General features: G+C 39.0%; 19 protein-coding genes. 12 read left to right on the top strand and 7 right to left on the bottom strand.

Annotated elements, in window-relative coordinates:
* The first annotated feature begins 3 nt into the window (after positions 1-3).
* The 10 genes from CJ263_RS05130 (at position 4) to rfbD (ending at position 7,386) form a co-directional block, all read left to right on the top strand.
* Positions 4-756 carry a cyclase family protein gene (locus tag CJ263_RS05130; protein WP_094996271.1) on the top strand — a complete coding sequence of 251 codons (753 nt, stop codon included), beginning with the start codon at positions 4-6 and terminating at the stop codon, positions 754-756.
* Positions 753-1,112, top strand: a complete 360-nt coding sequence (locus tag CJ263_RS05125) for a DUF4260 domain-containing protein (RefSeq protein WP_094996270.1) — start codon at positions 753-755, stop codon at positions 1,110-1,112. The genes CJ263_RS05130 and CJ263_RS05125 overlap by 4 nt, the downstream gene beginning before the upstream one ends.
* A complete protein-coding gene (locus CJ263_RS05120) occupies positions 1,105-1,734 on the top strand; it encodes a DUF4230 domain-containing protein (protein WP_094996269.1) in 630 nt (209 codons plus the stop codon). The genes CJ263_RS05125 and CJ263_RS05120 overlap by 8 nt, the downstream gene beginning before the upstream one ends.
* 72 nt (positions 1,735-1,806) lie before the next feature.
* Entirely contained in the window at positions 1,807-2,130 is a 324-nt protein-coding gene (locus tag CJ263_RS05115) for a Dabb family protein (protein ID WP_308423199.1), read from the top strand.
* A gap of 9 nt (positions 2,131-2,139) precedes the next feature.
* Positions 2,140-2,496 carry an MmcQ/YjbR family DNA-binding protein gene (locus tag CJ263_RS05110; protein ID WP_094996267.1) on the top strand — a complete coding sequence of 119 codons (357 nt, stop codon included), beginning with the start codon at positions 2,140-2,142 and terminating at the stop codon, positions 2,494-2,496.
* Positions 2,497-2,634: 138 nt separating this feature from the next.
* A complete protein-coding gene (locus tag CJ263_RS05105; protein WP_094996266.1) occupies positions 2,635-3,234 on the top strand; it encodes an ExbD/TolR family protein in 600 nt (199 codons plus the stop codon).
* Positions 3,235-3,237: 3 nt separating this feature from the next.
* A complete protein-coding gene (locus tag CJ263_RS05100) occupies positions 3,238-3,735 on the top strand; it encodes an ExbD/TolR family protein (RefSeq protein ID WP_094996265.1) in 498 nt (165 codons plus the stop codon).
* A gap of 224 nt (positions 3,736-3,959) precedes the next feature.
* Entirely contained in the window at positions 3,960-5,732 is a 1,773-nt protein-coding gene (locus CJ263_RS05095; RefSeq protein WP_094996264.1) for a MutS-related protein, read from the top strand.
* Positions 5,733-5,949: 217 nt separating this feature from the next.
* The gene (gene rfbC, locus CJ263_RS05090; RefSeq protein ID WP_094996263.1) at positions 5,950-6,498 is read left to right on the top strand and encodes a dTDP-4-dehydrorhamnose 3,5-epimerase; all 549 of its coding nucleotides are present in this window, start codon (positions 5,950-5,952) and stop codon (positions 6,496-6,498) included.
* A gap of 9 nt (positions 6,499-6,507) precedes the next feature.
* A complete protein-coding gene (gene rfbD, locus CJ263_RS05085; RefSeq protein ID WP_094996262.1) occupies positions 6,508-7,386 on the top strand; it encodes a dTDP-4-dehydrorhamnose reductase in 879 nt (292 codons plus the stop codon).
* A 27-nt stretch (positions 7,387-7,413) separates the two neighbouring features.
* On the opposite strand, the gene tamL is transcribed toward rfbD, so the two are convergent.
* Together tamL and CJ263_RS05075 are read right to left on the bottom strand one after the other, a co-directional pair.
* Positions 7,414-9,738 carry a translocation and assembly module lipoprotein TamL gene (gene tamL / locus CJ263_RS05080; RefSeq protein ID WP_094996261.1) on the bottom strand — a complete coding sequence of 775 codons (2,325 nt, stop codon included), beginning with the start codon at positions 9,736-9,738 and terminating at the stop codon, positions 7,414-7,416.
* 16 nt (positions 9,739-9,754) lie between these two features.
* Positions 9,755-14,737 (bottom strand): translocation/assembly module TamB domain-containing protein, encoded by a 4,983-nt coding sequence (locus tag CJ263_RS05075; protein ID WP_094996260.1) that lies wholly within the window; start codon positions 14,735-14,737, stop codon positions 9,755-9,757.
* A 294-nt stretch (positions 14,738-15,031) separates the two neighbouring features.
* Between CJ263_RS05075 and CJ263_RS05070 the strand changes: the two genes are divergently transcribed.
* A complete protein-coding gene (locus CJ263_RS05070; protein WP_094996259.1) occupies positions 15,032-15,394 on the top strand; it encodes a VOC family protein in 363 nt (120 codons plus the stop codon).
* Here the strand turns inward: CJ263_RS05070 and CJ263_RS05065 are convergent, their stop codons facing one another.
* From CJ263_RS05065 to CJ263_RS05055, 3 genes are all read right to left on the bottom strand, one after another.
* Positions 15,395-16,495, bottom strand: a complete 1,101-nt coding sequence (locus tag CJ263_RS05065; protein WP_094996258.1) for a DUF4407 domain-containing protein — start codon at positions 16,493-16,495, stop codon at positions 15,395-15,397. It abuts the gene before it with no gap.
* Positions 16,496-16,612: 117 nt separating this feature from the next.
* Positions 16,613-18,640 (bottom strand): M56 family metallopeptidase, encoded by a 2,028-nt coding sequence (locus CJ263_RS05060; RefSeq protein WP_094996257.1) that lies wholly within the window; start codon positions 18,638-18,640, stop codon positions 16,613-16,615.
* Positions 18,640-19,005, bottom strand: coding sequence for a BlaI/MecI/CopY family transcriptional regulator (locus tag CJ263_RS05055; RefSeq protein ID WP_094996256.1), 366 nt, complete (start codon positions 19,003-19,005; stop codon positions 18,640-18,642). Before CJ263_RS05055 ends, CJ263_RS05060 begins: the two co-directional genes overlap by 1 nt.
* 138 nt (positions 19,006-19,143) lie before the next feature.
* On the opposite strand from CJ263_RS05055, the gene CJ263_RS05050 reads away from it, so the two are divergent.
* Positions 19,144-19,722, top strand: a complete 579-nt coding sequence (locus CJ263_RS05050) for a PhnA domain-containing protein (protein ID WP_094999121.1) — start codon at positions 19,144-19,146, stop codon at positions 19,720-19,722.
* A gap of 15 nt (positions 19,723-19,737) precedes the next feature.
* Here the strand turns inward: CJ263_RS05050 and CJ263_RS05045 are convergent, their stop codons facing one another.
* The gene (locus CJ263_RS05045; protein WP_094996255.1) at positions 19,738-20,160 is read right to left on the bottom strand and encodes a hypothetical protein; all 423 of its coding nucleotides are present in this window, start codon (positions 20,158-20,160) and stop codon (positions 19,738-19,740) included.
* Between the two features lie 22 nt (positions 20,161-20,182).
* The gene (locus CJ263_RS05040) at positions 20,183-21,070 is read right to left on the bottom strand and encodes an alpha/beta hydrolase (RefSeq protein ID WP_094996254.1); all 888 of its coding nucleotides are present in this window, start codon (positions 21,068-21,070) and stop codon (positions 20,183-20,185) included.
* Positions 21,071-21,089: the final 19 nt, after the last annotated feature.

The following is a 21,089-nucleotide window of genomic DNA, read 5'->3' as shown; positions in this document are numbered from 1 at the left end:
AGGTTGAAAACAATCATAAAATATAAAAAGCTCGAATTTAAAATAGATTTATCCCAACCGTTGGATATATCCATTCCTATGACGGGTGATATATCAAATGTAAATGCTTGGTATGTAAATCCCCCTAGAATTGAGCCCCATACGGAGCATGGCTTTACGGGAAGTGTTAAGGCCGGTGCATCCACCAATTTTAATGATATTTGGTTCAACCCGCATGCCCATGGAACACATACGGAATGTATTGGGCATATTACCACTAAATTCCATTCGGTCAATGACGCCTTAAATAGGTATTTCTTTTTGGCAGAGGTCGTAACCATTGCCCCGGGAAAGCTAGGGGAGGATTTTGTAATATCTCGTCAGCAGCTGAAAAACGCCATAAAATCTACAAATTTGGATGCCCTTGTCATCAGAACCTTGCCCAACACCAGGGAAAAGTTTTCAAAACAGTATTCCAATAGTAATCCACCCTATTTAGTAGAGGAAGCGGTAGAATTTTTGGTCGGATTAGGGATAGATCACCTCTTAGTGGATCTGCCATCTGTGGATAAGGAAAAGGATGATGGAGCCCTACGCGGACATAAGGCTTTTTGGAATTTCAAGGGTGACCTTAGGAAGGAAGCCACGATTACGGAGTTTATTTTTGTTCCTAATGAGGTAGAGGATGGGGTCTATTTTTTAAATATTCAAATGGCACCCTTTGTAAACGACGCAAGCCCCAGTAGGCCGGTTTTGTATAAAATAGAAAAAGCATGAAGAATATTTTAAAATTGGAAGAACTGGCCATGTTTGCCTTGGGATTATTTATGTATGGCCTTCTGGGCTACCCTTGGTGGCTTTTTTTTGTATTGATTTTAACACCGGACCTAGGTATGTTGGGTTATTTGTTCAATCCTCGTATTGGAGCCATTGGCTATAATATTTTCCATCATAAAGGGATTGCTATTTTATTATATTTTTTTGGCATGTACTTGTCGTTTCCGGTGATTGAAATGATTGGTGTTATTTTGTTTACCCACTCCTCCATGGATCGGATTTTTGGTTACGGGCTCAAATATGACAAAGGTTTTAAATACACACATTTAGGAGAAATAGGAAAAACCAATGGATAATATTTTGGATGTTTTTTTAGGGCTTGTTTTAGGAGGGATAAGCATGTATTGGCTGTTCTCTCTTTTTAGAAGGAAACAAAGCAAGGAGATTACAACCCATCAATCTGCCGTATTGATGGAAAAGATAAAGAGTGTATGTAAATTAATTTCGGTTGAGGGCGATTTTGCCGAAGTCTATAAATACGAAAATTCCAAAGAGCGCTTTATGAGTTTGCTCATAAGTAAAAAACGGGCGTTAATCGTTATTAAGGCCAAAGCACATATAGGATATGACCTCAGTAAGATTTTAATGCATGCCGATGAAAGCAAGAAAAAAATAATCCTATCCAATTTCCCTGAACCGGAGATACTTTCGGTAGAACCGGAACTGGAATTTTATGATATAAAAAACGGACTTTTCAATCTTTTTACGCCAGATGATTTAACGAGTTTAAATGTAGAGGCCAAGAAGCATATTAGGGAAAAGATACCGGAGAGCGGTCTTATGGACACTGCTCGTAAGGAAGCTTTACAGGCGGTTTTACTTGTAGAAAAAATTGTAGAGACCATTGGGTGGAAACTGGACTATTCTGCCCTTAAAATAAATGAAGAACAAAAGAAATTATTGGAAAAACAGGAATAGAAAATGAAAACAATTGCAACTTTATTATTTTTGACACTCTCATTAACGGCTTTTGGCCAAACAAAAAAAGAAATGAAAGAATTTGATCCACATTTTAACCATACCGTATTTTTTTGGTTGAAAAACCCTGATAGCGAAGCAGACCGAACTGCCTTTGTAAAATCACTTACCAAATTTTTGGACAACTCAGGGTATGCGAAGACTAAATTCATTGGCAAACCACCAAAAGCAAGTCGCGATGTTGTGGATGGGTCTTTCACGTTCTCCCTTATGGTTTCTTTTGAGTCCGCCGAGGCACAACAGGCCTACCAAGATGAGGCTCCCCACAAGGTTTTTATAGAGGAATCTGAACATCTTTGGGAAAAGGTGATTGTCTATGACTCCCAAGGTATTTAAAATTGTGTGATGAACATCGAAGTCTTTCGGGATTATTGCCTGTCTAAAAAAGGAGTGACCGAGGAATTTCCGTTTGATGAAAAAACCTTGGTCTTCAAGGTGATGGGGAAAATGTTTGCTTTGTCAGGTCTTGAAAGAACACCTTCTCAGGTTAACTTAAAATGTGATGAAGAACGTTCAGTTGCCTTACGCGAGGAATATGACGGATTGATTATTCCCGGTTATCATATGAGCAAGGCACACTGGAACACCATTTTTATAGAAAGTTTGCCGCCAAAACTCGTCTTGGAATTGATAGACCATTCTTATGATTTAATAGTTTCTAAGTTCACCAAGAAATTAAGGTCGGAGTATGATGCTATTTAAAAGTTGATTTCCCGACCTTCAATTTTAAGAATTATAGCGCATTCACTCACCCAGAGGTACCTTTCACTCATTCAAAGTTTGATTCCAAAGATTATTTACGGTAATTGATAGTGTAGTTAAAATACAAACTCACTATTTATGGCAAAGCACAGAACAACCCAAGAGGTAAATGCCGGTTCCATGGCAGATATTGCTTTTTTATTGTTGATATTTTTTTTGGTAACAGCTTCTATAGAAACCGATTCTGGTCTTAATCGTATGCTGCCTCAGAAAAACCAAGAGGCCGTTGCAGATATCAAGGAAAGAAATCTTTTTGAAATCAGTATAAATAATGCTGATGAAATCATGGCAAATAGAGAAGTCATACAGCTTGAAGTTCTTAGGAAGGGCGTGACTGAATTCATTGATAATGGAGGGTCGAATTGTGAATATTGTCTAGGCAATGGTACGGATGAACTTTCCGAACATCCGGGTAAGGCCATAATTTCCATAAAAACGGAGAGAAATACTAGCTATCCGGTCTACGTGTCGGTTCAAAATGAAATACTTGGCGCCTATAACCATTTAAGGGATAGGGAAAGTCTACGGTTGTTCGGGGTTCCATTGGAGGAAATGGAATTGGAATATTACAAAGAGGAAACAAACGAAGAAAGAAAACAGCTTTTAAAGGAACATATTGAGGTAATTAGGGAAATGTATCCCCAAAAAATATTGGAACCGGAAACTGTAAAAAATTAGATTATGATAAAATTCAACAGCTTCAGGTCGGTCAATAGAAATTTGCCAGCTATATCGACTGCATCATTACCTGATATAGTATTCATCTTGCTTTTCTTTTTTATGACGGTAACGACCATTAAGGAACAAAATTTAATGGTGGAAAATACACTTCCAAAGGCGACGGAAACAGAAAAACTGGACAAGAGAGACCGTATTATCGAAATTTTTGTGGGAAATTCTACAAACACACATCAATCCATGATGGGGAGTGGAACTAGAATTCAAATGAATAATCGTTTTGTGGCTATTGAGGAAGTAGGTGATTATGCCTTGCAGGCTTTGTATCAAATGCCAGAACATCTTAGAAAAGTTGCCACAGTATCCATTAAAGCAGATGTTGCTGTAAAAATGGGAATCATTGAGGATTTGAAAAAAGAGCTGAGATTGGTCAATTTATTGAAAATAAACTATACCACTTTTGAGGGTAATGTCTTCGATAATCAAATGCGGGTGGATTAAGTTTTCAGTTTAATTTCTAAGAATACTTAAACAGCTAATATTTTGTTTTACAATGAAGGTGTCTAATTTGCGAAATGTCTTTTGCTATCAATACCCACTGAATTTGAATACTTTAACCATATCTCTCAAATCTATATTTATCATCTAGGCCAAATTTCCATGCTAGTATCAATGAATAAGGATTGAAACCCTAACTTTGTTTAAAATCTGGAGTTAGCGAAAGCATGAATGAACTTTTATCTTTTTACCAAAAAGAAATAAACACCTATAAAGAAGGATTAAAAAAGTTAAAAGCACAATTGCTAACCTCCAGTATGATCCGGTTGGTTGTTTTTTTACTCGCCGCCTTGGGTGTGTACCTTTTTTTTGAAAATACAAGAATAGTAGTTGGTCTGGTGGTTGTGGTCATTGCCATCTTTCTCTATCTAGTCTCAAGACACACAGATTTACAATATAAACGCGATAAGTTAAAGAAATTGATAGCTCTAAATGAGGTAGAGATTCAAGTGCTTCATCGAAAGTTTAAAGACCTACCAACAGGGGATGAATTTAAGGACGGTAATCATTTTTATAGTCAAGATATAGACCTATTTGGTGTTGGGTCCTTTTTCCAGTATCTCAATAGAACGAGCTTAAGGGAGGGAAGTTCGTTACTGGCTAACATGGTAAAGGAAAATTCCATTGTTAACATAAACGATAAACGAGAAGGGCTAAAGGAATTGGGGAATATGCCGCATTGGCGACAGGATTTCTCGGCAACGGCATCCTTGGCACATACGGAAACCACAACATCCGCTGTAATTAATTGGATAAACAATTACAAACCTTTTGTTCCCAAGATTATGGGTAAAATTCCCTGGGTGTTCTCAGGTTTGAGTCTATTATTTTTTGGGCTGTTTTATGCGGATTTTATTAGTGCTTCCGTATTGCTATATTGGTTGTTGTTCGGACTTGTCATTACTGGTTTTTTTACCAAGAAAGCAACAGCCTTGGTAGCGGGAACAGGTAAATTGCAATCTATCTTTGAACAATACAATCAATTGCTCGGTTTAATAGAATCGCAAGAATTTACCTCAAAGGTATTCAAGGATAAAAAATCGGAAATACTTAGTGAGGGAAAAAAAACTTCTTTGGTCCTAAAGGAATTCTCTAAACTATTGGGGGACTTGGACCAAAACAATAATATATTATTTCTCATATTTGGAAACGGTCTGTTTCTTCGGGGACTATACACCTGTTACAAGGTTGAAAAGTGGATGGCTGTTCATGGTAAATCCGTTAAGAACTGGTTTGATGTGATCGCTTTTTTTGATGCTCAAAATAGTTTGGGAAACTTTGTGTTTAACCATCCGGAATATGCCTTTCCGACGCTAACGAAAAATAAAGTGGTTATCCGGGCAGAAGAAGCAGGTCATCCTTTATTAAATCCCGAAAAAAGTATCCTCAACGATTATGAAATAAATAGAGAAGACTTCTTTATTATCACTGGGGCGAATATGGCGGGGAAAAGTACGTTTCTAAGAACAGTCTCCCTACAGATTGTTATGGCCAATATGGGTTTACCCGTTTGTGCCAAGTCCATGGAGTACACTCCCATAAAGTTAATAACCAGTATGCGCACTACGGATTCCTTAACCGATGATGAATCCTATTTCTTTTCAGAACTACAGCGATTAAAGTTTATTGTGGATGAAATACAAAGGGATAGTTATTTTATCGTATTGGATGAAATATTGAAAGGGACCAACAGTACTGATAAAGCAAAAGGATCTAGGCAATTTGTGGAACGTTTGGTAAGCTCAAAATCTACAGGTATCATAGCCACCCATGACTTAAGTCTCTGTGAAGCCTCCAAAGTGTTACCGCAGGTAAAGAACTATTATTTTGATGCGGAAATAATAAATGATGAACTCCATTTTGATTATACTTTTAAGAAAGGAATTTGTCAGAATATGAACGCCTCTTTTCTACTCAGAAAAATGGGTATTGTCAACTAATGAGGGATTCTCTGTTATTTTAAAGTTGCAATTTTGAAAATGATTGATTCGAATTTGTAGCATAGACAGAGTCAGGTATTTTGGGAATGGAAAAACTAAAATAAGTATCTTGGTTCTATGTAAGATGCAGATGATGGTAAATCATTTGATATTATGAATTAAAATTTATGGTAGAAAAATATTTTAATAACCCTGCAATTTGAACCATCAAAAAACGATGAAGATTTCTAAAACAAACATTAAAGATTGTTATGAGTTGGAACCCAACGTTTTCACGGACCAAAGAGGGTATTTTTTTGAAAGCTTTAACCAACGAAAATTTGAAGAACTCACCGGGTTAGCTATAAATTTTATACAGGATAATCAATCTCTTTCTTCCAAAGGGGTTTTGCGAGGTTTGCATTACCAAAAAGGTGACAGTGCTCAAGCCAAATTGGTTCGGGTACTTCAGGGTAAAGTGATGGACGTGACAGTGGATATCCGAAAAGATTCGCCTTCATATGGGGAGGTATTTACTACTATTTTGTCTGATAATAATAACAAACAAGTGTTTATCCCAAGAGGATGCGCCCACGGTTTCATTACACTAAGTGATACAGCTATTTTTTTCTATAAGTGTGACAATTACTATGATTCCAAAGCGGAATCAGGGATTATATATAATGACTTGAGTTTAAAAATTGATTGGATACTGCCAGAGGACGAACTCATCATTTCCGAAAAAGATCTTGTTTTGCCCAAATTCAAGGACCTGATAATTCATTAAACCTTATTCATGCAAAAAATCAAAAAAGTTTTGGTAACGGGTGCTTCCGGTCAATTGGGAACTACTATCAAAAGTATGCGTCATAGAGTTGAGGGTTCCTTACAATTTGAATTTACGGATTCAGATGATTTGGATATAACAAGTTTGGAATCCGTCAAGGAGTTTTTTGGTCAAAAGGGATTTGATTATTGCATCAATTGTGCTGCATATACGCAGGTCGATAAAGCTGAAGAGGACTCTGAAACCGCACTTAAAATCAATGAAGAGGGGGTAAAAAATTTGGCCCAAGTGTGTCATCAATCAAATACCATACTGCTCCATGTTTCCACGGATTTTGTTTTTGATGGGCGAAAGAATGTACCTTATTTAGAGACCGATAGAGCCAACCCGGTAAGTGTATACGGACATTCCAAATTTAAGGGCGAACAACAGATTGTTAGGAATATGGACCGCTACTTTATAATCCGTACTTCTTGGTTGTATTCTGCCCATGGTCATAATTTTTTCAAGTCTATGTTGAAATATGGCAAGGAAAGAAAGGAGTTATCCGTAGTTTTTGATCAGGTGGGGACTCCTACTTCTGCCCATGATTTGGTAGAGGTTCTTATCATGATGATAACCAATGAGGTAGATAACTATGGCATTTATCATTACAGCAACGAGGGAGTTGCGAGTTGGTATGATTTTGCCTCGGCTATTTTTGAAATAAATGATATTGCCGTTGATCTTAAGCCTATCCGATCAAAGGATTATCCACTTCCTGCTGAGCGTCCGGCATATAGTGTAATGGATAAACATAAAATCAAAAAAGTGTTAGACCTGACGATACCCCATTGGAGAAAAAGCTTGGTTGAGGTTTCCCAAATTTTTAAAAAGGAAAGCAAGTAAATTTTAGGATGTAGGTTTTTGTTCTTTTTAAAACGGATATCCAATGGCGAAGTTTAAGGTCATCTTATTTCCTTTGTCCCCAAAAAACGGAATGTTCCATCGATCATTTTCCGGGCGATAGGGAACACGGAACGGCGAGGCCAAGTCCAACCGAATCACAAAGTTTTGAATATCGACCCGCGCACCGAATCCAAATCCGGCAGCCACTTCACGAATCCAGTCCGATTCAAACTTACCATCAGTGAACAAGGTATTGGAGAAATTACTGTTTTGTTGGTCGGCCTCTAATTCATCGTAATTCCCGGTAAGCCAAACGTTACCCGCATCCACAAAAAAGGCGCCTTTTAAATAGGAATAAATAGGGAATCGATATTCCAAATTGGCTTCCAGTTTTAGATTACCGGAACGGTCAAAATAGTCGGTAGTGGACTCATCTTCTTGGGCATTGAAATTACCTGGACCCAAGGAGCGTATGTCAAAAGCCCTGACACTATAAGGTCCGCCGGAGAAAAACTGCTTTATAAAGGGCATGGTCTCACTGTTTCCATAAGGCACGCCCCAACCGGCATATACCCTGGTTACCAAGGTTTGCTCCTTGCCCCAACGCAGATAAAACCTAAAGTCTGCATCCACCTTGGCATATTGCGCATATTCCGAACCGATTATGGTCCCGGAACCACCATCGAGCAAACTAAAAAGATTACCCGCAATATCCATGTTCGTTGAGAAGAAAATAGGATAATCCTTGCCTAGATCTGATACTTCATCATACGTAAATCCATACAAAAGTCCGGCTATAAAGCGCTGTTCAAAACTTCTTCTTAGAAACGGATTGTCACCTAAAATGGTTTGAAATTCTTCGGTTACATTGGATAAACGGGAGTAGTTTATGCTGATGGGGTCCAGTTGATGGTATACGTACTTATTCTCTTTCCAGGTATATCCAAAGGAACCATTAATGGAACTCAAGGTGAAAAGTTGACTACGTCTTAAGAAATCAATTCCCGTGGAAATCTTGGTTTTTGGAACGGAATACCTAAAATTTCTGGGTGAAAAAGGGATGGACCTTGGAAAAATCAAATCGCCCTTTATACCATAAGCAATGCTGCTTAAATTGGAATTATTCCCGGACGAGAGCTGTGATTCATAGGAGAAATGCGTGGATAGGCTTAAGGTTTCCCCTCCTTTGAACAAATTTCTATTGCTATAGGTCAGTTGCACACCGGGTCCAGTAAATCCGTTGGATTTTGTAACGGCCTGTACCTCTGCCCGAAGGGAACGTTTGGTCAACGGTGCCAAGTAGATATCGGCCGCTAGGGAACCGTAATCGCCATCGGTCATGGTGGTATCCAACTCTGTATATTGGATATTCACATATTTGTAACTGCCCAAGGAAGCTAGTCGATCGCTGGTAATTTTAGAGGTATTTGCATTATAAAGGTCTCCTTCCCTAAAAAGGAGATAGGTTTCCAGTAATTCAGGCTTAAAGAAATATTCGTTCTGTATAAAATCGGTTCCATTGACCGTCACCGGATTTTGTCGTGATTTTGGTATAGTATCCCCTTCTAGAGAATAATTTGGATACACGGTTATGGAATCTATGGTATAAGGTATTGCCGATTTTTTGGGCACTTCTTTTTTTAACCTAAGAAACAAGTCGAACTTCCTATTTTTATATTGATTGGTGTCCGCCTCGAATATGAGCAGGTTTGCCTGGCTGTTGTAATAGCCGCGTTGTTTTAGATTGAAATCCAAACGTTCCCTTTCGGCCTTTAAGAGGTCAAGGTCAAAACGATCGTTCTTGGATAAGGGCGTATCCTTGATGAGGTCTGACAATTCCTTGTAAATTGGAAGGGAGTCGTTGTCTAGTTGGTAGTTTTCCAAAGTATAGGGCTGCTGTACTGTAGCCGCATAATTTACCGAGGCGTATTTTTCTTTCAAGACAGGTTCCGAACTTGTTCGGCTATAGAAGAAGCCATTGTTGTCCAAACGGTTCAATAGCAGTTCCTCTACTTTTTCCGGTTTGACCTCGGAAAAATAGACCGGTTCCTCACCAAAGGATTTGTTCAAAAATCTATAAATAAAACCTGGTTTTTCCCGTTGTGCCTTGTAATAAAAATACAGTGCCGGTTTCATGCCCAAAAACGTTGTATTGGGATTGGGCTCGATAAGATTGACCAATTCGGATTTAACATCCTTTAACCCCTTGACCTCACCAATGGTGTCCAATTCTAATTGGGCACCCGTATAAAGTCGTTCACCTTCCGGGATGAACTTCCCTATACTACATGATTGTATTAGGAAAATTCCCAGTCCAAATAAAAAAAGATATTTTATGATAGATTTTTTCAAAGAATCGGTTTCAGGTTCATGGTTTGTCTTTTCCTTTTTTAGGGCTGTCCCCTGTTTTGGCCGTATTTTTTATTGGATTGAACAACTGACTGAATTTATTGAACTCTCGATCAAAAATGAAGGCAAGTCCCGTAACAATGAGTTGTCCATCAATGATATTTTGATATTCCTGTCTTCTAAACCCTTTTAGGCGATAGGTTCCTTCCTCTGTCAATAGATACTCCAAGGTTACGTTTCCAATGAGGGGCGTAGCGGTATCGGAATTGGAAGCACTTCCCTCCACGTCCACAGCACTACCCGCGGTAACGATCAAGCGGTCATTGAAGAGTTTCTTGCTTGCATTGATATTCAATTGGGTTCTATTTTGATAACTGTTGCCCTGATTCTCTTGAAAGCTGTCCAGATCAAAATCCAGTTCAAAACCACTATTCCCCAAAAGCTTATTGGAGATGGAGTTGAGTTCGCCAGATAGTACTTTATTTACGTTGTTTCGTGCCAAGGCCACAGCACCACCACTACTTCCATCACTTCCTGAGGTGGGATAGAATCGGTTCAAGGCGAGTAGGGAAAATACCTGTTTGTTGAGTTCTGATTCTTGCTCGTTCAACTGTTGTATGCGGCCATAAACCGCTCCGCCGTAGGTTCCCTGTGCATTCTCGGGCATGTCCAATGCAAAGGATAGTTCCGGTGTTGTAATTTCACCTCCCACATTTAGATACACCAAAAAGGTGGACGATCTTTGGTATTGCCCTGAAATCCCGGTATCCTGCCCAAAGCTTATAGAAGACATAAGGGGAGCAGCCGAGGTTTCAATTTCATAGATGGCCGTAACGTCCAGTTTCGCATTATAGGGGTCACCGGTCCATACCACGCTACTTCCTTCGTTAATCTTAAATTCCCGGCTTACCAGATTATAAAGGCTTGTTCTGTAGAATCCAGAATTTAGCTCTAGTCTTCCCGATAATCGTATATCCTGATTTGGATCAATATTGAGGTTTAAAGTCGCATTACCGGAGGCTTGTAGTTTATCCTGCGTTTTTTCATCCAAGACGATTGTAAATGTGGCTTCATCCGAAATTTTCAATGTAGTATTTATATCCATACCGGCAAAGATTGAACTGGTCGTTTCACCGGTGGTTCGTGTCAATATGGCATCGGGATTTTCCCGGTTTACAAAAATCACGACCCCTTCCCTTTCTTGTATTTCGTATTGTGTTTGGGGAACCAAATAGGTCAGGTCCGTTGCATCACCAATACTAAGACTACCGTTAATCACCGGTAATTCAATATTTCCCGTCACTTCCAGATCAGTGTTGACTATGGCCTTGCCATATACCAAATCGTTATCTCCTTTTTTGGAATCCAAAGCCGTGAATTTATTTGCTTTTATGGTGAGGTCAAAACTTGGTTTAAACATATTTTCCGTAAGTATAGTCCCGTCCAAAACCAAGTTCCCCCTATCACCGTCCAGTATGCTAAAACTATCAAAAGTTAGAGCTTCCTCATTAAGATCCAGGGTCTGGCCATTAATTTTCATATTTGTTTTAAAGGCGGATAAAGTAAGACCTACATCATTGAAATTTAACCTGCCGGAGTAGGCGGGATTACTAAGCGTACCATTGACCAGCATACTGCCGGAGATATACCCAGACGGATTTGAAATTTGATCCTTAAGAAAGCCCTGTATGATGCTAGTTTGAAATTTTTGAATGTCCAGTTCCAAGTTTAAATCGGCATCATTTTGTTTGGCCACGTAATCTCCGGTAAGCCTCAGATCTGCACCCCCATCTTTTAATATCAGATCAAAATCGTAGTTGTTCAAGGATTTGGAGGAGGCATTTAGGCTTAAGGTACCCAAGGGGGTTCCCATGAGTCGAAATTCTGAAATATCCAATTCCGATACCAAACCGGATGCTTCATACGGGTTAAGTATTACAAAATTACCCTTTACTTTACCCTTGACAATGGGTTCGTCAGGATTCAAAAGGCTTAAAAAGGACTGCAATTGAAAGTTTTCAAAAATGATTCCTATATGGTCGCTCTTCATTTTAGGAATCTTCGTGGAAACTTGAAGCGTCTGGTTGTTTCTAGAAAGGACCAGATTTTGAAAATCCGTATAGGATTCTGCCATAACTATTTTGTTATCCTCTGGTACTTGCCATGGGTTTTTGTTCAAAAAAAGGTTTTTGGGCGAGACATGGAGGGTCAGGGTGTCTTTTTTAAATACAAGTTCGGAGTTGATATGCATTATCTGGGTGGTGTCGTTCACAGAATTAAAATCCAATACCAATTCCTTGTTTTGCAGGTTTCCTGTTAAATATGTTTTTTTTAAGTGAAGTGGTTGGTACTCAAAACTGGAAAGACCTGCGGAAAATTCAAGATTTAAAGAATCACCAAGTACGTTAACATCAAGACTATCTACGATACTGCCGGCATAGGAAAATTTGGGGATAAAGAGTTCACCGCTTATTTGCTTTGAACGGGCATCAAAATGGGCATCAATATTTAACGAGTCCAAATCTTCGACGCCGTCAAAAAATACTTTTGAAAGGATGGGAGTAGGAATAAGGGCCAATTTTAATTCCGCTTTAACATCGTCCAAATCTAAATCACCAGCCTTGCCTTCCGCTGTAAAGTAGTTTTCCAATTGCCTTTTCAAGGCCTTATTGATTCTGTTGGGGGATGCATTGGAGTAGAGTTTTCCATTTAAAAAACCACTTTCAAGGGTTGCATCCGTAATGGAATCCTCAACATGGGTATTTAGAATTATTGGGGAAATTTGGTATTGTTCATTACCTGTCACCGCTATGCCATTGTTAATGGATGTCTGTATATTGAAATTATTGGAGATGCCCGAATAGGATCCGTTTATGTCAGCGGCAATTTTTATATCGTTTTTGGTAAAACCTAGTTCCCGAAGGTCCGCACCTATTATGTTAGACGTAAACTTGATGTTGTTCACTTCCGAGGTTAAATCAATAAAGGTATTCGATTTAAAATTGAGGTTTTTGTCGTGCACATTTAAGGATATATCCCCTGAACCATTTTTTAATGTTCCAGAAAGTTTAAGATCCTTATAATTGTATGCATTGAGTTGAAATTGGGAAATCTCGCCATTAATTTGGGCATTCATGTTGGAAAGTTCCGAACCTGAGCCTGAACCTTCGACTTGAAGGGAAACGGTTCCAAGGTTTTGGTTTTGCAACAATGTTCCCAATTGCAGACTATCCGTGCTCACTTGTGCCTTGAATTGTTTTTGGAAACCGAGATCTGCAGTGGCATCCATGTGTATTTTACCTTCTGGAATTACCAAGGCCAAATGTGTCTCAAAGGAATCCATGGTTCCTTGCGCCGTTCCGTTGAGTGATAGATTGTCTGGAATCTTAACAGGTAGGTTTTTGGACAATATAAACTTTTCAAGGTCTTTTTTTGTTGATATTATATCAATATTGTTCAAATTAAAGATAAAGGCTTCGGGTTGGGTGAGATTTGAAAGAACTCCCTCCATGGTTATAAGGGTATTGGGGCCCCAATTAAGTTCAGTATCAAAGTCCTCTACTTTTTTCAAGCTCCCCTTGGCTTTTAGGCTTCCGGTAATGGGATGTTTCGAAAGAGAATCCAGATAGGTGTTTTTTTGTAATTGGGGTATCCATCTGATAAAATCAGTGGGTTCCAGTTTGAGTTCCGTAAGGGTAACTTCCAGATTGCTGTCCGCTGGATTCTTCATGGCTCCATCCAGAGAAGTATATTCTGTAGATACATTGGCACGGGCCTTACTTTGGTTCAATTGTATGTTTAAATTGGAGATGAAGGCTTTTTTATCCGTTAGACCCGTTTCAAACTGCAATTGTTTTAGGTTGATTCCGGTTGACTCTGTGAACGAAAGGTTTTCTACTCCCAGATGTACATTTTTAGGATTGTAACTTGCATTTTCAGCTTTTAGCTGCAAATCGTTTATTGCAAAGGCATCGGGGTTGAACAAGGTATCATTTTGTACGGCGCCGTTTCGGGAAAAAGTAAAGGAGTTCGACTCAAGATTAACACTATTCAGGGAAACTTCCAGTTGGGGCCACTCAAATGGAGTGTTTTCTTTTTGTATGGCAACGGTGTCCACAGGTTGATTTAATGCTAAATGTATGTTGGAGTCCTTTAGTCGAATATCTTTTGCCTCGTACCTGTTTTTGGATAGGTCTATAAACCCATCAATCAATCCAATATCGTTGAGTTGCATTTGGGATTTAATTCCATCAGGTTGGGAATCGTACGACACTTTCACTTTTTTTATTTCGAAATTACCCAAATCAATGATAGGCATCGGGGTGGTAGTGGAGTCATTGGATTCAGGAAAATCATGGGTTTGATGATAGGTTATTTGGCTATCGGTCAACCTAAATCCGTCCACGGAAAAGGTCATATCTTCCAGATTAAAAACATCTATTTGTGTCTCTAGGTTTCCAAGGGATACGTCCAATTTTGTCCCCAAATAAGCATCTTCGTAGCGAACTTTCCAGTCTTTTAAATAAAAATCGCCCAATGATATGGACATGGGTTTTGTAGTGGTAGTGGTATCCTTTGAGGTTGCGAATGCTTCCATCAGAAATGAAAAATTGAAGCCATTGGGATTTTTGGTCCTACTGATGTTCGCAATGAGTCCAGTGGCGTACACATCGTCAATGGACAATTCATTTTTAAAGAGTAGTGGGTAGATGGGTAAATCCATCTGAAGTTCTTTGGAGTAGAGCAGCGTATCGCCCTGTTTGTCCTCCAAGAAAACACCTTCTGTCTTGATGGCCCCTGAAAATGTTATGAAGACATGCTCCACTTCCACTTTTGTACCTGTTTTATTCGAAATAAAGTCGGTAATCTTGGTCACGATAATATTCTGTGCCCAAGGTGTCCTGATAACCAAGACCAAAATAAAGAATAGCAGAATTAGGGCTAGAAAAAACTTTCCCGCCGTTTTCAATATCCGCTTTCGGTTCCATGTTTTGATTTTCATACATTCCTAAAGAAAAGAGATAGATTGGCAATTCGACCAAGGTCTTATTATTCGGCGTTTACCAAAAGTGCTGTGGCGATGACAATAATCAAGGAAACAACAATGACCAGGTTATAAATTCTTCTCTTTCTTTGCTTTCTTTCCTTCAAGCTACTCATAACTTTACAAAAATACCCCGTTATTTTAATAGTGCGATGCTGATTTGCTATAAAGAGTGTCTCTTTTGCACTATTAAGAATTGTTTCTATTTCATTTAGGTGATTTTGGCTAATTTCAATGCGCTAAATGAGGGTTATGTTGGGACTTAGAACCGAAATTTATAAAGTTGGAAGTATTGAAGAAGCCAAATCTTGGTACACCAAGGCATTCAAAACAGAACCCTATTTCGATGAACCTTTCTATGTAGGGTTCAATATTAAGGGATATGAACTGGGTTTGCAACCGGAAGAGCAACCCACAACCGATAAAACGGAAAGTGTAACGGCACTTTGGGGTGTAGCGGATATTCAGTCGGAATTCGACCGACTCCTAGGGCTTGGAGCTACCTTATATGAAGCTCCTAACTACGTAGGCGGGAAAATTATGGCAGCCTCAGTCAAGGACCCTTGGGGCAATATTATAGGCCTTATCTACAACCCGGAATTTAAATTGCCTTAGCTACAAGTTTTTTACCTGAACTTCATGAAATTTATCCGCCTGTAGTCGTAACAGTTCTTCGGCTTTCTGCTTTTTGTAACCGTAAAGTTCCTCTTCACCTTTTAGATCCTCATAGATTTTCTGATTGATTTCTCCATCCGTAGAAACTATCAGTTGTCTTTGAGCCACTTTTTGAGCTACCCATGAGCTAAGAATACTTTCTTGTTCCTCCAATTTTATATCGTACTCCCCTTTAGGGGCCAATAGTTTTGCAATAATAGGAGAGGTTTCAATGGCTAGAAAAAGAAGGAAAATAAAGAAGGAGGGGAACCAAGGAAGCTTCCCTAAAGCGGTAATTCGGGCCATGAGGCCGTCAAATCCATCAATAATAGGTTGGGAGTTTTTTACTACCTCGGCGTACTCGGTATCCAAGGTAGCAATTTGGGATTCCAACGTCTTTATTTTTTCACCATTGGTAACCTTTAATTCCTGTAGTTCCGCTAATGCCGCATCGTGTTTTTCACGTTTCTCCTTGTATACGGGACCTTTCCCTAGGAGTCCGGTTCCGGCGGTTCCTTCTGCCTCGGTGATGTAAACATCGTAGAGCGCATTTGTTTCGGCTTCTTGGGTGGCAATTTCCGATTTTAAGGTTGCGATATCCTGATTCAATTGTTCCACTTTTGGTGTGTACTGCAATGCCAATTGTTCCTTGTTGGCCAAGGTCAATTCATTTTTCTGCTCCAAAAGCACCTGGTTGATTTCTTTTTCAAAAATCTTCATCTCCAGAGGTTTGGAAATGACCACTGCAATAATGATGGCCAATAAAATACGGGGAGTGGCCTGTAGCAATTCCTGTGAAAAATTATTACGCTTTTTAATGGTGGAAACGATGAATCGGTCCAGGTTAAAAATTAAAAGCCCCCAAATAAGCCCAAAGAAAACCGCCGCATAAACACTATCAAAAACGGTATATAGGGCGTAACTACTGGCAATAAAGGCCATGACGGCCGTAAAAAAAACGGTTGCGCCAATACCGGCATATTTGTTCTGCTCTCCTTTGGAACAGGTTTTTAAAATTTCGGAATCCGCCCCGGAACAGAGGATAAAAAAGTCTTGAAGCATGTTGATTTGTTTTTTGATTGATTAAAGCCTTACCTGTTAGAACGCTATTTGTAAAAGATTGTTACATAAAAAGCCCCGATTAAGGGGCTTTTAACATTATTCAATATTAATTTCTTTCTAGTCTTCTATTTGTATGGGTGCCGTTGATAGTTTTACAATGGGTTCTTTTCCGCTGTTGCCCCTAACATCTATGTTTATTTTGTTGTTTTTTTTGATGACTTCAATGGCTTTTTCAGCGGATATTTTCTTGCCATTATGTGTAAAAGTCGCACCTTTTTCAGCCATTTCCTTAATGAGAACTAGTGGAGATTTGGGCTTTGGCGGAGTAGGAGGCAGATTGGGATTAGTTTCATTGATATATGTTGGAGGTAATACAGGCTCTGGTTGTTTTGGCTGTGTTACACCTATGTTCCCCCCGACTACATCATAAGGGTCCTGTTTCTCAATTATGGCTTCTATTTGGTTCGCTGCATAATCCGTATCCGAAGCATTTTTGGGAGGTTTTGGTGCATCTGGAGTAGGAGGTAGGGGTGGGAAATCTGGAAAAGGTTCTGCATCTGCCCGTTGTTTTTTTGACATCTTCCCATAAATCACTTTTAATCGGGATACTTCACTCTTTTTGATATACATCTGATTGCGGTCCATTTCATTATACTTCTTCGCCAGTGTATTGTATTCTTTCATTTCCTCACGGGTGGCACTTTGCTGTTGACGGATTTGTATCGATTCCTCCGGACCAATAATATTGATGGTAGCGGAACCATATTCTGTTAGGATTTTATCTACTTTTTGGATGACCTCCTTTGGGGTTTTGGTGTCGACTTTAATAATGGAACGCACTACTTTTTTTCGGTCGTCAAAGGAAAGATGTTCATTAAGTTTGGATAGATAAGTTTTTAAATCCTCCAAACGTATCAAATCATCCTGAACCAATAATTGACCGTTGTTGTTGATATTGATTTCTATGAAATCCACCCTTTTTTGATTTTGGGGCAGACATTCTGGAAATGGTTGTGCTACCTTTTTCTGTGCCTCGTTCATTTTACCATAGATGGTTTCCAGAGTTTTGAGATCATCCATGGGTATTTTTCTTTTTTCAACCGGAATGGCATTGTACTTTTTGGCAAGAGCATTGAATTTTAATAATTCGTCCTTTGTAGCCGACCAAGGACTGTAATCAACGTTATTTTTTGATTTCAACGTTGTCTCTAAGGCTGCTTTTTCGCTAATAGGAATTTCCTTTTTTTCACTAAATCCAAATAATAGAATGGTGGTTAAGGGGAGAAGCAAAAAGCTTCTTAGAACAATCGATTTTTTTGATGTTTTTGTTTTCATGACTGTAAAACGTTTTTTGATGCTTCGACTTCGCTCAGCACGGGTTGATGAATAAACTATAGCGTTCGCTATTTTGATGGATGAATGGTGATTTTCACTTGCCTTTGATAAAAAGGAAAGTAAAAGATGTTGGTATTTGGGTATGCTTATATTGCTGTTTACGACAGCATTATCTGCCAAAAATTCATGATTAAGCTTTATGGAGGACTTTAAAAAATAAATAAGGGGGTTGAACCAAAATAACACTTGAACCATTTCAACTAAAATTACATCCAAGCTATGTCTTTGTTTGGCATGGGTTTCTTCATGTAGCAGTACTTCTATGGGGATATTTTTTTCCTCGAATTCTTTTTTGTTCAAAAAGATATAGTTGAAAAAGGTGTGTGGTGCGACTGACTGTCTTAGGAGTACCCGGGTGATAAGGTTCTCCTTCAATTTGGGGTTCAGTCGAATCCGGGACCAAATTTGGAGCAGATGCCTTATAAATCGAAATCCAAAAATGATAACCCCAATGCCATAAATGCTCCATACAATTACATTCCAATCTAAAAATGATGCCTTTGGAGCCACAGTCTCGGTGTTCATGGCTTGTAAACCTTCGGTCACCTGAGGGATGCTTATTTCGGTACCTGGTGTTACTTCAACGTACTCCGTAAATACAATGTTGGGAATTACAAAGGAGGTAATCAAGGCTCCAAGCAGGAAAAATCGCTTAAAAGTATGAATGCTTTCCTTTTCCAAAACAAGTTTGTAAAAGGCCAGAAAAATGGCCAAGCATGCGGTCGATTTTAAGAGAAAGGCGAGTATCATTACTTCTTTTTTATTTCGTTGTCTATTAATTTTTTCAATTCCTCCAATTCGGCTTTACTCAAATTTGTTTCTTGGGTAAAAAAGGAGGCGAATTGTCCCGGACTATCGTTAAAGAAATTCTTGATCAACCCATTTACATGTTTGGAGAAATAGTCTTTTTTCTTCACTAAAGGATAATATTCCCTGCTTCTTCCTATACTATTGTAAGCCACAAAACCTTTATCCGTCATGCGTTTCAAAAGTGTAGCTACCGTGGTAGTGGCCGGTTTGGGTTCTGGATAGGCGTCCAACAAATCTTTCATGAAAGCCTTTTTTAATTTCCATACTATGTTCATGAGTTCCTCTTCGGATTTTGATAGCTGCATCTTCTACATTTTTAGAGTGTGTTCTACAAACATAGAATAAAAAATTATATTCTACAAATGTAGAGTTTGTTTTTTTGACCTGATAAAAGAATTTATAATCGTAAAGCAGTATGTTTGCTTTCCTAAAAAATGAATTTTATGGGGTTATTGGAGGATTTACAAAATAGGAGCGGCCATGTTTGCGAACTCTGCGGAGCAAAGGATAATCTTGAAGTTTATGAAGTGCCACCTGTCTCGACCGGAGGTTTTGATGGGAGCGTGCTGGCATGCACTACCTGTATTGGTCAAATCGAAAATCCTGATACGACCGATTCCAACCATTGGCGTTGTCTTAACGATAGCATGTGGAGTGAATATGATGCCGTAAAGGTATTGTCATGGAGAATGTTATCTAGATTAAAATCCGAGGGTTGGCCCCAAGACCTATTGGACATGATGTACCTGGAAGACGAAACCTTGGAATGGGCGAAGGCCACTGGAGAAGGAATTTCAGATGCTGATAAAATCATACATAGAGATGCCAATGGAGCTATTTTGGAGAATGGAGACTCCGTTGTATTAATCAAGGACCTAAAAGTAAAGGGGTCCAGTATGGTAGCCAAACAGGGAACGGCGGTTCGCAGGATTTCCTTGGACCATGAAAATGCCGAATATATTGAGGGCAAAGTAGATGGTCAGCAAATCGTAATCATCACAAAATATGTGAAGAAGGTCTAACCTTACTTTTGGACATCACATTTTAAATATTTCCATTCCTTTGATCCAGAATATGTCCGATTTATAAAATTTTAATCGGGTTTTAATTTCACGGTCTGTTTTGTCACGTGCCGATTTTGATATGAAACGGGCCTTTGTTCCCGTAAAATTTAGGCTGAATTTTTCGTCCATATCCTGTTTATCGGAATAAAAAGAAACAATGTCCTTATCGGAAGTCCACTTTCCTTTTCCGTAAGTGTGAACAGTCGGTGGTATTCCTTTTTGGTTGTTGGAATACGAATGGAAAGTGAAAGAGCCATCGCCACTTAACGTGAGAGAATATTCAATCAGATGGTCTTCATTTCCCAATTTCACTAGATAATCTCCCGATGCATTAATAACTTGTGAATGGGAGTAAAAACTTATTATCAGTACAAGAAAACTAACTGCCTGTTTCATATTCTGGTATATTTGGAATTTTTCAGTCCTTCCATAACCATTTTAAGGCCTCCGGAAATATAGCTCCTCCATGTTTTCCGTTGTGCCCACCCGTTCCTTTTACAAAAATGTAATCATAATCCCTAAATTCTAGGGAAGATGCCATTTGTTGATTGGCCAACCACCAATTACCATATTGATTGTTCAAATCCCCGGAACCATCTTGCAAGTAGACTTTAATATTTCTCTTTGCATGCCTTCTGATCATAGATGGATAGTTATGACCACCACGAATATTCGTAAAACTTCCAATATGGCTCAACACCCTATAAAAATAATCAGGCCGCTCCCAAGCTGCGGTAAATGCACAAATGCCACCTGAAGAAAGTCCGCAAATGGCACGCATTTTTGGGTCGGAGGTTAGATTGTAGTTCTTTGCTACTTCGGGAATAATTTCCTCGATTAAAAATCGGGAGTAAAGATCACTTAATTCATCGTACTCCCAACTTCGGTTACTGGCCCTAAAAGGATTTTCGGGCAGTTCCGAGGATTGATGTCCGGGATTGATAAAAATACCAATGGTCACGGGCATCTCTTTTTTATGGATGAGGTTGTCGAATACGATCGGCGTCTTAAAGTCGCCATCTTCCTTTACGTAGGCATGTCCGTCCTGAAATATCATTAAGGCCGCCGGTTGGTCTTTCCTATACTGCTGCGGCACATATACATAATATTCCCTAGTGGTTCCTTCAAACAGGTCGCTTTTAAAAATATGTTTGGTAACGGTTCCTTTGGGTACATTGGGCTGAGGTTTTGAATCCTCGGATAATGCGTAGGACTCTTCTTGAGATAAACCTACATGAACACTGCATATAAAGAATAGGACCGCTAGGATGGGTAATGCTTTTGAACCGTTCTCTGAAATTTTCATAATCCAGTATTAAAAATTA

The sequence above is a fragment of the Maribacter cobaltidurans genome (genome assembly GCF_002269385.1).
Lineage (GTDB): Bacteria > Bacteroidota > Bacteroidia > Flavobacteriales > Flavobacteriaceae > Maribacter > Maribacter cobaltidurans.
This window is presented reverse-complemented; position numbering and strand designations above follow the sequence as displayed.

Bases quoted from the DNA above. Each gene is read 5' to 3' on its own strand.
- CJ263_RS05125 (WP_094996270.1), top strand. From the start codon at position 753: ATGAAGAATATTTTAAAATTGGAAGAACTGGCCATGTTTGCCTTGGGA.
- CJ263_RS05120 (WP_094996269.1), top strand. From the start codon at position 1,105: ATGGATAATATTTTGGATGTTTTTTTAGGGCTTGTTTTAGGAGGGATA.
- CJ263_RS05115 (WP_308423199.1), top strand. From the start codon at position 1,807: ATGAAAGAATTTGATCCACATTTTAACCATACCGTATTTTTTTGGTTG.
- CJ263_RS05110 (WP_094996267.1), top strand. From the start codon at position 2,140: ATGAACATCGAAGTCTTTCGGGATTATTGCCTGTCTAAAAAAGGAGTG.
- CJ263_RS05105 (WP_094996266.1), top strand. From the start codon at position 2,635: ATGGCAAAGCACAGAACAACCCAAGAGGTAAATGCCGGTTCCATGGCA.
- CJ263_RS05100 (WP_094996265.1), top strand. From the start codon at position 3,238: ATGATAAAATTCAACAGCTTCAGGTCGGTCAATAGAAATTTGCCAGCT.
- CJ263_RS05095 (WP_094996264.1), top strand. From the start codon at position 3,960: ATGAATGAACTTTTATCTTTTTACCAAAAAGAAATAAACACCTATAAA.
- rfbC (WP_094996263.1), top strand. From the start codon at position 5,950: ATGAAGATTTCTAAAACAAACATTAAAGATTGTTATGAGTTGGAACCC.
- rfbD (WP_094996262.1), top strand. From the start codon at position 6,508: ATGCAAAAAATCAAAAAAGTTTTGGTAACGGGTGCTTCCGGTCAATTG.
- CJ263_RS05075 (WP_094996260.1), bottom strand. From the start codon at position 14,737: ATGAAAATCAAAACATGGAACCGAAAGCGGATATTGAAAACGGCGGGA.
- CJ263_RS05070 (WP_094996259.1), top strand. From the start codon at position 15,032: ATGTTGGGACTTAGAACCGAAATTTATAAAGTTGGAAGTATTGAAGAA.
- CJ263_RS05065 (WP_094996258.1), bottom strand. From the start codon at position 16,495: ATGCTTCAAGACTTTTTTATCCTCTGTTCCGGGGCGGATTCCGAAATT.
- CJ263_RS05060 (WP_094996257.1), bottom strand. From the start codon at position 18,640: ATGATACTCGCCTTTCTCTTAAAATCGACCGCATGCTTGGCCATTTTT.
- CJ263_RS05055 (WP_094996256.1), bottom strand. From the start codon at position 19,005: ATGCAGCTATCAAAATCCGAAGAGGAACTCATGAACATAGTATGGAAA.
- CJ263_RS05050 (WP_094999121.1), top strand. From the start codon at position 19,144: ATGGGGTTATTGGAGGATTTACAAAATAGGAGCGGCCATGTTTGCGAA.
- CJ263_RS05045 (WP_094996255.1), bottom strand. From the start codon at position 20,160: ATGAAACAGGCAGTTAGTTTTCTTGTACTGATAATAAGTTTTTACTCC.
- CJ263_RS05040 (WP_094996254.1), bottom strand. From the start codon at position 21,070: ATGAAAATTTCAGAGAACGGTTCAAAAGCATTACCCATCCTAGCGGTC.